This is a genomic window from Stieleria neptunia, from assembly GCF_007754155.1.
Classification (GTDB): Bacteria; Planctomycetota; Planctomycetia; order Pirellulales; family Pirellulaceae; genus Stieleria; species Stieleria neptunia.
In genome coordinates this window covers 7,334,043-7,349,991 of the sequence record NZ_CP037423.1, presented here as the reverse complement: position 1 = coordinate 7,349,991, position 15,949 = coordinate 7,334,043, and the positions used below count along the sequence as shown (strand labels likewise).

The 15,949-nt window shown below is 54.8% G+C and carries 4 protein-coding genes; 1 reads left to right on the top strand and 3 read right to left on the bottom strand.

All coding sequences use genetic code 11. The features are described from left to right. Window positions 1-82: 82 nt before the first annotated feature. Window positions 83-4,471 (bottom strand): Ig-like domain-containing protein, encoded by a 4,389-nt coding sequence (locus tag Enr13x_RS25555; RefSeq protein WP_315857112.1) that lies wholly within the window; start codon window positions 4,469-4,471, stop codon window positions 83-85. Window positions 4,472-4,910: 439 nt separating this feature from the next. Between Enr13x_RS25555 and Enr13x_RS25545 the strand changes: the two genes are divergently transcribed. Next, complete coding sequence (locus Enr13x_RS25545) at window positions 4,911-5,831, top strand: ISAzo13 family transposase (protein ID WP_231743739.1); 921 nt, start codon at window positions 4,911-4,913, stop codon at window positions 5,829-5,831. Window positions 5,832-5,845: 14 nt separating this feature from the next. Here the strand turns inward: Enr13x_RS25545 and Enr13x_RS25540 are convergent, their stop codons facing one another. Further along, window positions 5,846-13,549 carry a tandem-95 repeat protein gene (locus Enr13x_RS25540; protein WP_145389627.1) on the bottom strand — a complete coding sequence of 2,568 codons (7,704 nt, stop codon included), beginning with the start codon at window positions 13,547-13,549 and terminating at the stop codon, window positions 5,846-5,848. 583 nt (window positions 13,550-14,132) lie between these two features. Beyond that, window positions 14,133-15,773 (bottom strand): Glu/Leu/Phe/Val dehydrogenase dimerization domain-containing protein, encoded by a 1,641-nt coding sequence (locus Enr13x_RS25535; RefSeq protein ID WP_145389626.1) that lies wholly within the window; start codon window positions 15,771-15,773, stop codon window positions 14,133-14,135. Between the last annotated feature and the right edge of the window lie 176 nt (window positions 15,774-15,949).

The following is a 15,949-nucleotide window of genomic DNA, read 5'->3' as shown; positions in this document are numbered from 1 at the left end:
CCTTGAATCGCCCAAGATACCGTCAACACCGGATCCAGAAACAGCAGCCAAGCCCCCGACGGGTTGCTAGCAAAAACGTCAACTAAATGGGAATGCACCCGACTGGGTAGGTAAGCACGTTATAGGTATTGCCGAGTGCTTCCACGGGGAAGCCTAAATATCCATCAGTTTGCGCCTCCGAGAAGTTCATTCCGTAGACCGCAACAGGAGCGTCGGCGGAAACCCTGATCGCGTTGTTGCTAAACCCGCTCAGCGGACCGCTAAACTGCGCCGTTGAAGGCAGTTCGACGGTAGAGACCCCGGTTTCGTCCAGTACGAACTCATCTGTCCAGTCCAGTCCGGGGATTTGAACTTGCCCGCTTGTCCCTTGCTTACCGGTTATTGTGATCGAAATGTAGGGATCAACATTGTCGATCTCCAATCGGCTGTTATGGGGAAACGTAAGCCAGAACTCGGTGCCAAGGTTTCCAGCCACACCTTGCAGTTCGTCGATCACGAGAGCTTCATCGACGACAACCAAGGTGACCGTTCCTATGTCGGTGTCGTAGCCGTCCGAGACGGTATACGTAAACTGGTCCGGTCCAATAAAACCGTTTGCGGGCGTGTACACGAACGTTCCGTCTGTCGCGAGTGACAGTTGACCGTTCGTAGTTGTGGTAAGAACTGATGCGGCTAGGGCATCACCACCGGCATCAAAATCGTTTCGCAGAACTCCCCAAGTCGACGTTGATGCCGAGCTCCCACCGGCAGAAAACTCCTGACCAGCAGCTAAGAAATACTTGTCGGGTGCGGCGATGGGCGCCGTGTTCGGGTTGATCGTGATATTCACGGTCCCAATTGAGTACGCCGCACCGTCAAAAATCCGGTAAGTGAAGGAATCAGACAGAAACGATTGACCGTCGTGATGGTAGTTAAATGCCCCGTCATCAAAGAATTCAATCGATCCATTGGCCGGGGCAGATTCCAGTGTGACGATAAGCTGATCTTGATCGCCCTGCGTGTCATTGTTCAGCACTCCGTCGGATGCAGAAACATGAAGCACATTGTTGCGATCAACCGAATAAGACTCATTGTTTGCAACCGGCGGCTGATTCTGCACATGCATGTTGATCGAAGAAACCGTGCTGAACTCAACGCCGTCAAATACGTCGTACTGAAACGTATCTGTTCCGACAAAATCAAGATCTGCCAGATAGGTAAACTGGGCACCATCAAGCGTCAATACACCGTGTTGCGGTGGTTGAGTGATCCGATAGGTGAGCGAGTTACCGTTTGCGTCGTATCCGTAAAGTGTCAGCGGCTCGTAAATGTCATTCGTGGTGTATGACTCTGTGATGAGCTGCCCGTGATGGACGTTGTACCCGGCGTTCTTGCTTATCGGGGCGGCGTTTGTGACGTTGACGTGAATCGTGGCTGGATCACTGTATTCCGCACCGTCAAACGCGACAAATTCCCACGGGTCTGGCCCTTCGTACCCAAAGTCAGCCTGATAGGCCCACTGGTTTCCATTGATAACAACGGTTCCGTGCTGCGGAGGAATTGTCACTTCGAACTCAAGTGCGTGCCCATCGCTGTCAGATGAAATGAACTCCAGGGGGTACCATTGGTAGTCATCGGCGTCTTGGTATTGGCTAAGTAGGTTGCCGTGGACGACAGAGTAGTACCTTGTATACACACGAGGCTTTTGGTTGGTCACATTAATGCTGACAGTGACGGGGCTGCTGGAAGCAGTTCCGTCACTGGCGACGAATTCAAATGTGTCAATGCCCAGGTAACCGAGATCGGGCAAGTAGGTCCACTCGTCTCCATCGAGCGTCACGACGCCATATTGAGGATCAGCATGGATTGAAAACGTGATCGGATCTCCGTCTGCATCCGTCGCTGTCAGCTTCAATGGATGCGGATCGTTATCTCCATCTATCCATTCGTCCAGCAAGATGCCATGTGGCGTCGATTGAGTCTGGCTACTTGCTACCGGTGCGTTGTTAACAACGTCGATCGTCATCGTAATGAGCGTTGTCGCGGCTCCGTCGAACAGTGAGTAAACGAAAAAATCTTGACCCGCGAAATCTTGGTCAGGTGTGTAGGTCCAGATATCTCCATTCAGAGTCAAATCTCCATTGCTTGGTGGGGAGTCAATGGCGATCGCGAGTGAGTCGCCGTCGGGGTCCGTCGCAACGAGCCGAAGTGGTTCCGGTTCGTCGTCATTGTTCAAATAGTGGTCAAGGATTCCATTTCGAGACACGGACCAAGTCTCTGCATTTCCGGTCGGCGCCTGGTTTGTCACATAGATCGTGATGGTTGCCGTGTTACTGTAATCGGTGCCGTCAAACGCTCTATATTGGAACGAATCAGTTCCCACAAAACCCGCCGCTGGATCATAGCTCCAGCGGCTTCTCGGAATGACGGCCGCAACACCATTAGCGGGCTGCGCGGTTATTTCATAGGTGAGAGTATCCTGCCAATCACTGTCGTGGCCGAGCAAATATAGACTTCGCCAATCCCCATCATCGTCCCATCGATAGAATAGCTCATCGTGTATCGCTGATCGCGTGTCATCGTAGGCCACCGGGGGCGTGTTGGTGGGCGGATCTGCAATTCCTTCCGGTGAAACGTTGCCGGGAGCAAGTGGAGCGGATCCCGTGGCCGATTGTGTCCCGGACAAAGTTGTTTGTCCGTCTTCATATCGGAATACGGACAAATCACTGCGGTCGACGACCCAAAGATCAGTTCCACCGCCAGGATTTAGGGTAATTCCGCTGGCGTCTGCATTAACGGGGTCCAATTCCCATTGCCCGAGAAGCGTCCCATTGGTGTCATAAACGAAGACCTTGTCGGCAACATCATCCGTCACCCAAATCGTCATCCCGTCGGTGGTGAGGCCGGTTGGGCTCTGATTTGCTCCATCGAGTAAGAACGAAGATCCCGGTGCAAGATCGCCGGTGGTAATCGAAGCCGACTGACTGAATCGATGGACGGCGTTGGATGTCGATTCAACGACCCAAATATCGATCTCATCGGTACCGATGCCGGAGGCTCCGCTGATACCCATCGCCGTCCAGTTGCCCAACGCTAGTCCTTCACGGTCATAGGCAAATACTTGGGTGGTTGAACCGCCGTCTTGGAGAACCCAAAGGCGGTCGCCTGCAGAATTGCTGGTCGCCCCGATCGGAGTTGTATTGCTACCGTCGAGAGATTCGCTGTCTGTCCAAGTTGAATCGGCTCCGTACCGAAATACGTCGCCGTGCGTGGAATCCACGACGTAGAATTTAGTCGCGACGACACTGATTTCGACCGTCGCGACATTGCTGTCGAGTGTTCCGTCGCTGGCTTGATAGGTAAACGTGTCCAGCCCGCTAAACCCGGCTGGCGGCGAATACGAGAAGGTCCCGTCGGGATCAAAGGATAGGCTTCCTCGCGGCCCGGAGATTACCTGGACGGTGAAATCATCGCCGTCGGGATCGTCATCGTTGTCACGCACGCCTAGCCCATCAACCGTTAGCGTGTTACCGGCCGCGATCTTGTACGTGTCGCCAAATGCTATCGGCGCGTCATTGACCGGAGTGACTGTGATTTGGATCGTCGCATCATTGCTGTCAACCGCTCCATCGTTGACGCGGTAGTAGAACGTTTTGATCCCATGAAAGTCGACAGGAGGCGAGTAGCTGAACGCTCCATCAGCCCCAATCCCCAGGTAGGCGCCCATCGGATTGAATTCTTCAACCGTTAATGGGTCATTGTCGCGTTCGATATCGTTGGAAAGGATTCCGTCGATTCCTGAAAGTGTGATCGTGCCGTCTTCGGGGACGCTATAGAAGTCATTGCCCGCGATCGGGGCATCGTTGATGTTCTGTACCGTGATCGTGACCGTTGCGTGATTTCCAAACGCTTCGCCATCGGACGCCTGATAGACGAAGGTGTCCGCGCCAAAGAAATACGAACTGGGCGTGTATGTGAATCCGCCGTCGCTTTGAAGATCAACGGTGCCCGAGTTTGAGTTGATCAAATGGGCGGTCAGCGTGCCGCTGTCGATATCGTAGTCGTTGCCCAAAACTCCCGAAGCCGAATCGACCGTCAACGAGGTGTTTTCCAAGGTCACGTAAGTCGCCCCCGTCGTCGGATCATCTACCGCGGTGGGCGCGTCATTGACGGCAGCGAAGCTGACCACCACTTGTGCCGGAATACTGTTCAAATTGCCATCGAATGCCAGGTAGTGGAAAGAAGCATCACCGACGAAGTCGGTGTCCGGTGTGAAGGTCAAGGTTCCATCAAAGTTGTCGACAATCGATCCATGTTCGGTCGTGAATCCGGATGGGGCATCCTCGTAGACAGAAGCGGACAAAGTCTGTCCTTCTTGATCAAAATCGTTGCCAACCAGTTGCGCCGGCGTGATCACCAGGGGCGTGTCTTCGAGACCGCCTAAGAGATCGTCGCTGACCGTCGGCGCGTCATTGACCTCCACAATATCAATCGTGACGGTAGCGATTTGGGAATCGGCTTGACCGTCGTTTAGACGGTAAGGACCGCCGGAACAATTAGTGTCGCGGGTTTTCGCTGGATGGGGTAGACTTTCCGCGTCTCAATCCACCAGCGAGGGTGCCAAGGATGGCGTTTGTATTCGAAAATCAGCTTGACGATCTGGCTGCCAAGCGAGCAGTCGATTTTTATTCAACCTTGTCCGAAAAGGATCGCCGTCGGTTCGCGGCTGTCGAGGCACAGCGTCTCGGGCGAGGAGGTGTACCGTACATCAGTCAATTACTGGGCTGCTCGACTCGCACCATCGAACGAGGTATCGCTGAGCTCGATCAACTCTCCAATGATCCGGCGAAAGGTAGGATACGGCGGCCAGGTGCTGGACGAAAAAAAAGATCGAAACCGATCCCGACCTCGAAGACAATCTGAACGAACTATTGAGCGTTCGTGTTGGAGGCGATCCTGATGAGCCCGACGTGGTTTACACAAACCTGGCCTCCACTGAAATGGCTGAGAAGGCGGCCGAGGCCGGCACCCCTGTGAGCGACAAGACGGTCTCCGCTTGGCTGAATAGCTTGAAGATCGGTTTTCGAAAAATGATCAAAACTATTTCCGGTGGCTTGTCAGCGGATCGCGAGCAGCAGTTTGATCTCATCGCAGGACATGTGGAGAGCTATCAGGCTGCCGGCAATCCGGTCTTTTCGATCGACACAAAAAGCAAAGAATTCCTGGGCCGTCTTTACCGGGCCGGTCGCATTCGCACCACAGAGCCCATTGAAGCGTTCGACCACGACTTTCCGAGTTGGGCTGATGGCGTTGTGATTCCTCACGGAATCTACGACATCGGACGAAATGCTGGGCACGTCAACATTGGACTCTCTCACGAGACGAGTCGCTTCGCGACCGATAGCCTCAAATGGTACTGGAACCGGATAGGGAAACGTTGTTATCCGGATACCAATTCCATTTTGCTATTGTGCGATTGCGGCGGTAGCAACTCAGCTTCAAAATACATCTTCAAGCACTACCTTCAAAAGTTGGTCGACACGATCGGCATCGAAATTCGGGTAGCCCACTATCCAAGCTACTGTTCAAAATACAATCCGATTGAACGCCGTTTTTTTCCGCATCTTGGACGTGCTTGCTCCGGGATGCTTTTCGATAAGTTGGAAACAGTTGTCAAGTTGATGCGGAACACATCGACTCGGACCGGCCTTCGCACTACGGTCAACGTCTTGCGAGGGTTGTACGAGACGGGTGAGAACGCGACCGCAACAATGAAAGCAGCTCTGCGTACAGTTTTTGACGAACAAATACCGAGATGGAACTATCGATTCTCGCCAATTAACCGACACTAATTGTTCCGGCGGTCCTAAGTGAATGAATCGGTCCCAGAGAAGTGCTGATTCGGTGTGTAGTCAAAGGTCCCATCGCCATGCCACGTAAGCGATCCGTTGGTGGGAGAGGAAAGTCGGGTCACAGTAAGCGACGCAAGGTCATGGTCGACGTCATGGTCGCCTTCCAGGACCCCGATTCCACCGACTGACAGAACCTGGTCTTCGTCTACGGAATACTGGTCTGAGGACGCCACAGGTGAGTCGTTGACGGCATCGATCGAGAGCGACACGACGACTACCTCGGAACTCCATTCTCCGTCGGTCGCGTAGTATTCAAACTGAAAGGGATCATTCGAGTCCGCTTGGGGAGTAAATGTGAATGATCCGTCGGAATTAAATTGAAGCCGTGAATCTGACGCACTGTGCAGGACCGCGACAAGTGGGTTTTCTTCGGGATCATTGTCGTTAGCCAATACTCCGAGCGCAGGAACAATAACTGGCTCGTCCTCTGGACCACTGTAACTGTCCGGACTTGCAACCGGAGCATCGTTAACTGCTTCAATTGTCAGGGCAACGGTCACCCAATCGGAGTGGGCAACTCCGTCAGATGCTCGATAGGTGAAATGGTCCGGGCCGTTGTAGTCTTCCTCCGGCGCGTAAGTAAACGATCCGTTGGTTTCCAGTGTCAACGTTCCGTGGGAGACATCATCTCCCAACTCGGCGATCAGGCTGTCCTCGTCGATGTCGCTGTCGTTATCGAGCAGACTGGATAGTGGCGAGAAGGCCTGATCTTCCGTCACATTGAACGATTCCCCGACCGCGGCGGGGCGATGTGTGACGTAGATCGATGCCGTCGCTGCCGCGGCTGAATCTACCGTCCCGTCGTTGGCGGTGTACGTAAACGTGCTCAACCCAGCGAATCCGCTATCGGGCGTGTAAGTGAACGATCCATCCGGTGCGACATTGACGTTTCCCTCCGTTGCCGCCGACACGTTGGTTGTCGACAAGACATCAAAGTCGGCATCCAAATCGTTGGCGAGCACACCGGAAGCGTCGCCAACAGTCAGGATTCCGGAGGGCTCCCAGATATAGACGTAGTCTGGGTCGTCGATCACCGCCGGCGCATCGTTGATGGCGGTCACGACGATGTCGACCGTCACAATTTCGCTCTGGTAGACGCCATCGCTGGCCCTGTAGGTGAACGAATCTGCGCCATTGAAATTCGGAACGGGTGTGTAAACCAGTGTTCCATCACCTTGGTCCACCAACGACCCGTGCGATGGCAAGGTCACATCCGTCACCGACAACGTACCGCCATCGACATCGATATCATTCGCCAGCAGGGTTGACTTGGAAATGGTCAACGGAACGTCTTCGTCGGTCGACCGTCCGTCTCCGACAGCAAACGGAGCGTGATAAACGTTGATGGTAAAGGTCGCAGGATCGGACCACGCCGATCCATCTCCGCCTTCAAACTGAAAACTGTCCGAGCCAAAGAAGGTGTGGTCCGGCGAGTACGTAAACAATCCGTTCGCATCTACCGTTGCCACGCCGTTGCTCGCTTCACCTCCGGCAGCAAGTCGCGTCGTGATCTGATCGCCGTCCACGTCAGAGACCAGCTCGATCAATCCAGGGGATCCGAGGGCGAGTGTCTCGACCACATTCTTTCGAAAAACGAAGTCCATCGCGTAATCGTTTGCTTGCGGGTAATCGTTCACCGGTGCGTGATTTATCGTGACGGTGCCCGGGGTGGACACATCTTGTCCGTCTGTCGCCGCGAAAGTGAAACTGACCGTCCCATGGAAGTCCTGTGCGGGCGTGTACTCAAAACTGCCGTCAATTTCCAGTGTTACGCTACCGTAAACCGTGCCTTGGTAAGTCGGCTGAGACATCAGGACGGCAGTGAACGAAGGTGAATCAAGGTCTGCCGCGCCAGTCAGCACACCGTCCGCTGCCTGGCTGACCGGCTCGTCTTCAAGAATGTTGTAGATAAAGTTCTCTACCGTTGGGGCGTCATTGGCGGGCGTCACGGTAATTACCACTGATGTATCGCTCGTGGTGAATTCTCCGTCGGTCGCCTGGTAGACAAAACTGTCGATGCCGTTGAAATCTGGGTTCGGCGTGTAGGTGAAGGAACCGTCCGTCTCCAACTGCAACGTCCCGTTGGTCGTCGAGCTCACCAGATTCGCACTTAACGTAGGGCCATCAGGATCGTCATCGTTATCCAAGACTCCATCCGCGGCGACGTAGAGTGGAACATCTTCTTGCGTGGAATAGTTATCGGCAGTGGCGGTTGGCGCATCGTTTTCCGCCTGGACGTTGATCGACACGGTGACGCTGTTGGAGTACAGGTTTCCATCAAAGGTACGATAGACGAATGTGTCAGTGCCTTCAAAGTTCGGATCGGAGTCGTAGGTAAAACCGCCGTCGCTTACCCAGTCTGTGATCGTTCCGTGGCTTGGGCCGCTGACGATTTCGGCTGACAGGAGGTCTCCATCAACATCGAAATCATTGCCAAGCAGGCCGGGGTTGGCCACCGTTAAGACTGCGTCTTCGGTCACGGAGTATGAATCATCATCTGCTTCGGGAGCATCATTGACGGGAGCGACATTGATGTGGACAGTCGCCTCGTCAGAAAATGCGTTTCCATCATTGACACGGTATGTGAAAGAGTCCGCGCCCGTATGGTGCTCGTTCGGGAGGTAAACAAAGGAGTCACCGGGGCCTCGAGTCACGGTTCCATCTGTCGCATCGGTGACCAGCTCGGCGGTAAGAATATCATTGTCCTGATCCGTGTCGTTTGCCAGCACGGTGGAAAGCGCAATGTCGAGTGTCGAGTCTTCGGAAGTGTTTAGCAACGGATCGCTGGAGTCGTCCACTGCGACCGGAACATTGTTGACGTGAATCGTAACCGTCGCCAACGTCCCTGGGGCGGCATCATTGGCACGGTACGTAAAAGTGTCTGCCCCGGAAAAACCACTCGACGGGGTGTACCTAAACGAACCGTCCGGCTGAACTGTCACCGTCCCTGCATTGGTTGATTCCAACGTTGAGTGGAGTAGATCTTCTTCGACATCAGAATCGTTACTCAAAAGCCCTTCGCTAGGCCCAACGATCAGCGGATTCGTGCCATCAAAAGTGAAATGGTAGATGTCGTCTTCCGATAACGGGCTGTCATTGACGCCGGCAACGGTGATGGTTGCCACCGCGGGTGACGAATAAACATGGCCATCCCACAATCGATAGGTGAAGGTTGTCGTACCGGAAAAATTCTGATCTCCCGTGAACGAGAATCCTCCATCGGATTCGAATGAAAATTGCGACGCATTGGCGGGCGGTGAAATGACTTCGGCGATAACCAGATCTGTTCCGTCGACGTCGTAGTCATTGGAGAGCACGCCGTCGGCTTCGTTTCGAATTAGCTGTGTGTCTTCATCAACCGAGAAGGTATCGTCATTGGCGACCGGCGCATGATCGACAATCACCGTGACGCTTGCCGGGGTACTATCCAATACAGAGTCATTAGCCACATAGGTGAACGTGTCTGTGCCAAACCAATTCGGATCAGCCGGCTGATATGAGAACGAACCATCAGGATTGATGGTGGCGACACCGTGATTCCCTTGAGAAGCGAGCGTGGTTTCCATCAGGTCTCCATCAACATCGTCATCATTCAGGAGCAGTCCTGCGGCAGCAGAGACAACCAGCAAATTGGCTGCATCCGCAACGTACAAATAAGGACCGTCATCGGTCGCAATGGGCGCATCATTAACGGAATGAACATTGATTGTGACGGTGACAGGCTCACTCTGGGCGAATCCGTCGTTGGCTTCGTACCAGAACGTGAATTCGCCGTCAAAATCGGCATCCGGTGTGAATTGGTAGTCTCCTCCGCCGATGTCGGCGACCACCCCACCCTCGGAAAAGCCGAGCAGGTTGAACGTCAGGTCGTCCCCGTCAACGTCCAAGTCATTGGCAAGCAAAGTCGAACCGGCGAAAACCAGCGCTTGGTCTTCGGTGGCCGACAAATTGGCGTCAGCTGCTGCCACCGGCGCGTCGTTGATCGGATCGACAGAGATCCAGACTGTTGCCGTTGCAGTTTCACCATCTGGATCTTGCGTTTCGTAGCTAAAACTGTCGTTGCCATTAAAGTCGGGGTCCGGTCGATACTGGAAGAAACCGTTTGGATCCCAGCTCTCGATCGTTCCGTAGTCGGGATTATCTACGATTTCGGTAACTGATAGCACGTCGAAGTCGACATCCAAGTCGTCGCTGACAAGCCCCGCTGCTTCGTCGACAGTAAGCAAATGGTCTTCGGCGACGTTGTAGGCATTGTCAATCGCCTGCGGAGCATCATTAATGTTGACCACATCAATTGTCACCAAGGTCGCCGATCCACTGGCGTTTCCGTCGGTCGGATAGTACCAAAACGTGTCCTCGCCGAAGAAGTCGTCTGCAGGTGTGTAGACGAATGAGCCATCATCCTCAACCGTGATCGTCCCGTTCGTTCCACCTGCGACATGAACCGATGTCAGCGGGTGATCTTCGGGATCATCATCGTTAAAGAGGATTCCGGGTGCAGCAATCGCCAGCGGCGTCTCTTCGTCGGTCGTGTAGGAATCCTCTTCAGCAACTGGCGGATCGTTGACCTGCGCAATGTTCACGGTCGCCGTGATGGGGGCACTGTAGTCGTGCCCGTCGAACACTTGATAAGTGAACGTATCAATTCCGTAATCGTTCGGATTGGGCGTGTAGATAAATGAACCGTCCGAATTCAGAACCGCGTTGCCTTTTGTGCCGGCGCTGAGGGGGATCGCGATCAAAAGGTCATTTTCAACGTCGACGTCGTTGGCAAGCACACCAGGGATCGGGACATCTAACACGACATCTTCGTTCGTGTTGTACAGGTCCGGCTCTCCGCCAATGTCATTGACGCTTTGGATCGTAATGGGAACGGTGATTAGACTGCTGGAATCCTTGCCGTCGTTGACTTGCATGATGAAAGAGTCTGAGCCGTTAAAGTTCTCCGACGGGGTATACGTGATTGAACCGTCTGTTGACCAAGTCAAATCTCCATGTTCTGTAGGAGCGATGACAGAAAGAGCGAGATTGTCTGGCGGGTCGTCAATGTCATCGGCATAGGCCAGAACACCGGGAATGCTTAGCGTCAACGTTTGGTCTTCATCGACATCAATCGAGAATCCCGTGATCGTGGGGGCATCATTGACCGGTGTGACATTGAATACGACGGTCGCGGTACTGGAGCTTTCCGCGACGGAGTCGTAAACGGTGTAGACGGCTGAATCGATTCCGTTGAAATCGCTGACCGGAACGTATCGAAGAAGCAGTCCGTCTTGGATGCTCACCTGGCCGATCGTTCCCGTGATGTCTACTGCAGTGATCGAAAGCGCATCGTCCCCGGCCAAAAAGCTGGTGTCATTCGCCAAAACATCAAAACTGGAGTCCGTTGAGTCTTCTAGAAGGTTAACGCTATCGTCGTTTGACCTCGGGTTGTGGCTTGCCCTTAAACGAACGTTCGATCCGCTGTCGCCATCATTGTTGATCATTCGAAGCGTCAGCGTGTACTCGGCGCCGGCCGGAAGAGAGGAAATGTCAGCGGTCACAAATCCGACCTGATCGGTCACTCCAGTAGAAAAAGCGGGAGACTCCCCCTCGGTGTGATTGAAAAAAGAGTCACGACTGGAACGAAACGGTTCGATGACGGGATATCCCTGATCATTCAAAATTGCCACTTCGAAAGCGTCGTTGATTCCGTCTGCGTCCGTCGTATTGAAGTCAGCTTCGTATTCGAACCGAAACTCTGACGGATCCTCCGGGATCGTGATCGTTCGAGACATCGAAACGTGGAACGAATCTCCCTCGTGAATCCTTAGGTATTGCGTCTCATCTACCGTTTCTTCCGAAACGTATCCGGAGGCGAGATTACTTCCGCCGAACTGTTCGATGTTCCAGTCGCCAACGTTTTGGGCCGAGGTACCGGCGAGCGTGATGATCCCCCCGATGTCAACCATTGCTCCCGGGTCAACGATGACCCCGTTGACCTGTCCGTCAGCGTCTCCCCGCCCGCCATCCTGTAGATAAACAGTGATGACATTGCCATTGACGACAGCTCCCGTTTGGCCGTCGAAACGAAACGGTGCGAGTGTTCCGCCGATTGCATCTTGTTTGTAATACGCGTTGGGGCTAGCCGATTGCGGCAGAATGATGTCAACCGTCGCCGCCCCGCCCGGTCGGACAAGAACCTCAAAATCAAACATTCCGAACGGAAGCGATATGTCACCTCGGTTCGCATCAAACGACGACAATGCGCGGACGTTTCGTAGAGGCGCACCATGGGCGTCAAACGTGACAAACTCACCGTTTTGAGAAGACGGTACCGTTGCAACTCCGGCTTGAAGTCGGTCCAGTCGTCCATCGCCGTTGGCATCACCGTTCCGAGGCCCGTTCAATTCGACGGCATCATTGACTCCGTCCCGGTCCAAGTCGTCGCCGAAGCCCACACTAACGGGCGCACTTCGGTAAGGCGTCTCGTTGGAACGACTCGCAACTGCAAAGACCGAATCACCAGGCAAGATAGACGCGTCGATCACGGCCCGAAAGTCACCGTCTATTGCCGTCGTCGAACCGACATGCACATGCCTCGGCGTGTTTCGCAGAACGGGATCCGTTAGCCTTCTCGCAGTAGCGATCTGAAGCTCAGACCGCTTGACCACATAGAAATCGACCGACACGTTGCCTTCGGGAGCGGAAGCTAGCGATTTTCCCGATGCGCTGCGCAAATGCCCTTCAACAACAATTCGTTCATAGTCCCCAGCCCGAACCTGTTCGGCACTCGTGATCACAACGGATTGTTGATTTGTTGAGAGCACCGTGTCGCGGTTAACGTTTCCAGCAACTCCTGTTCTCGGACTCGCGGCGTCTGCGGAACCATCATTGATTGAATCGTCGGCGGACTCACGCGATTGACCGATCGACGCTGTCCCCGAATTGGTGCCACCAGCTTGACTTTGGCCGCCCTGCGATACTGTCGCGGAACTCGTTGCATTCGAACCAGCGGTTGCGGCCACTGAATCGCCGTCGGTCTGAGCTGCATTACCGGAGGAACCGCCTGCTGGTGTTTTGGATGCGTTTCTTCCTGAAACGCCTAGTTCGGTACCTGCACGGTCAACCACGTTGTTTCCGACCGAGCGAGGAGGGTTCGCGATCGAAGCATCGGCGGAACCGGAAGAACTTACAGATGAACCGCCGCGAAGTTCCTTAGAAGCATCGATCGTGCCCTGGCCGAACTCACCTTCCGGCAGATAGCCACCGAAGGACGATTGAGAAAACAGCTCGACCGGAGGTTGATTTCCATCGCCATGGAGTACGATCTGATTAGGCTCCGCCGATTGAATCGTTCGCAGGGTAGACTGCGTTTTGTCGCCAATCTTAGGGACTGAGCCATCGGGGTTAACGGAGGCGTTCGGATCATGCGCATCAGTAGCAGCATCATCTTTCGAAGATCTGTTTAACTGGGATTGAGACGCTTGCTGTGTTGACAAACCGGAATTCGATTCACTCAACATCAATGCTTCGATCGCGTTTCCCAAAGCCGGTTCAGCAAGGGGAATAACACTACCGGCGGCAATTCTCGTCTCAAGTTGTTCCGCAAGATAAGTACGACGTTTGATTCTGTTTTCAGAAACCTTAAGCGATGATCTTTTGCGAGATTTGCCCATCCAATACTCCGGCTGCCGATCCAAGGTGTGGCATACTTAACGCGGGCAATGTTACTAGCCGGGAACGAACGAGCCTGCATCATGGCGTTACGAAAAACAACGATCAAAAACTCAATAGGACGACTGAGACTTCCTGAATTCCGCTGTTTTTTGCGATGTGAAGTTTTGGCGACCGAAAGGCGAAGATTGATGCGATAGCCTCGCGCAGCAAACCAGCTCCCCCGACAGGACCCAAACCTGCGACAGCGTGGTTAACAGACACGGGTGATAAATCTGTGTCGCACGCATTGTCGTGCCGAGTCGGATGGTGAAGTTTCTGCCTCACGAGATGCTGTGAATCCCCACAGCACCGGCAGACGTGTTGGTGTCTAGGCGTTGGGGACCGTCCAGCTAAGGACGACCGGTTCTTCGAGTGCGATGGCCCTTCCGGGCCGTCGTCCGCTGGACTCCCGGCGACGACCTGGAAAGGACGTCGTACAAAGGACGTCGTACAAAGGACGTCGTACAAAGGACGTCGTACAAAGGACGTCGTACATCGGTCCGCTGACCGCGTTTCACTCAATCGGCGCGATCACCCGGCGTGTTAGGGGAACAGGCCGCGGGCCAACTTGGCTTGCTCGACACGCTGGATGCCTTCGATCAGTGCGGCGGTTCTCATGTCGATTTTCTGTCGTGCGGACCGGTCGAGCGCGCGGCGAAACGCGTTGAGCAGGATCGTGTGCAGCCGGCTGTTGATTTCGTCCAGCGTCCACGTGTAGTTCTGCGTCCCCTGGACCCACTCGAAGTACGACACCGTGACGCCGCCGGCATTGCCGACAATGTCGGGTAGCACAAAGACGTCTCGGTCGTGCAAGATTTCATCGGCCTCCAACGTGGTCGGCCCATTGGCACCCTCGGCAAGAATTTTGCACTTGATGCGATCGGCGTTGTCATGCGTGATTTGATTCTGCATCGCCGCCGGCGCCAGGATGTCACAGGGCAATTCGAGCATCTCTTCGTTGCTGATCGCTTCACCATCCGGGTAGCCGGCCAACACACGGTTCTCGCGGGTGTAGGCAAGCAGCGACGACACGGACAGACCGTGTGGATTGTAGATCCCGCCGGTGACATCGCTGACCGCGACCACCCGCGCCCCCAGTTCCTCCAAGAACCGCGCGGCGTTGCTGCCGACGTTGCCGAACCCCTGCACAACGACCGTGCTGCCCTTGAGATTCATTTCCAGGTGCTCCGCCGCGGCCGCAATCAAATACACGAGCCCACGTCCGGTCGCTTCGCTGCGACCTTGGGATCCACCCAGGACCACCGGTTTGCCGGTCACGACGGTGGGGACGGTGTAGCCGATCTGTTGGCTATACGTATCCATCATCCACGCCATCACGCGTTCGTTGGTGCCCATGTCGGGGGCCGGGATGTCTTTGTCCGGACCGATCATGTCCAGGATTTCGGTGGTGAAGCGGCGTGTCAAACGTTGCAGTTCGTGACCCGTCAAAATCGTCGGGTCGATGCGGACGCCTCCCTTGGCCCCACCGAACGGCAACCGCATCAAGGCGCACTTCCAGGTCATCCACATCGCCAGTGCCGAAACCTCGCCCAAGTTGACGTCTTCGTGATACCGGATGCCTCCTTTGGTCGGGCCCATGGTCAGCAAGTGTTGCACGCGATAGCCGAACACCGTTTCGACTTCCTGGTAGTCATCGCGGCGGAAGGGAAACGTGACCGTCATGGTTCGCTGCGGAAACAACAGTCGTTCGCGCAGGTTGTCATCGAGTCCCACAATTTGTGCGGCCTTCAAGAACTGCTGTTTGGCCAGCTGGTACATGGGAGATTGCCACTCCGCCTGCTCCGCCGCGGTGCGTTGAATGGCGTACCGAAGCGCACGGGCGAGTCGATTGCCGTCGATTTTCCCTTTGACCAGGTACGCCTCCGCTCCCTCCTCCACCGCTTTGGCGGCGAGGGTCAGATCATCGCTGCCGGTCAACACCACCACGGGGACATCACCGGCGGATTGAAAGACACGGAGAAACGTGTCCAGGCCCTGGCTGTCGGGCAGCGTCAGATCCGAGAGGATCACGTCGAACGAACCGCGTGAGATCGCGGCGAGTGCCTCGGCGAGCGTTTCGACCGTCTCCACCTCAAACGGAACGACGGCCTTGGACAATAGCCCCTTGATCACCATGCGGTCGACCTGGCCGTCTTCTATCAGCAAAACCTTGGCAGACGCCATCGGAGCACTCCTTGTCGAAAACAGGCACGAGAGCCGACCGCCTGCGTTTCGCAGGACGACGCGCCGGGGTCACTTGTTGAGTATGTACCCTTGGAGAGTCCCCTGCAACAAAACGAGAGCGTTAAAGACGAAGACGATGACGAATCGGTCGAACCTGGCTGTGCGAGATCGTGTTG

What these genes read in the sequence shown, in the direction of transcription:
- Enr13x_RS25540 (WP_145389627.1), bottom strand. Translation starts at nt 13,549, where the DNA reads ATGGGCAAATCTCGCAAAAGATCATCGCTTAAGGTTTCTGAAAACAGA.
- Enr13x_RS25535 (WP_145389626.1), bottom strand. Translation starts at nt 15,773, where the DNA reads ATGGCGTCTGCCAAGGTTTTGCTGATAGAAGACGGCCAGGTCGACCGC.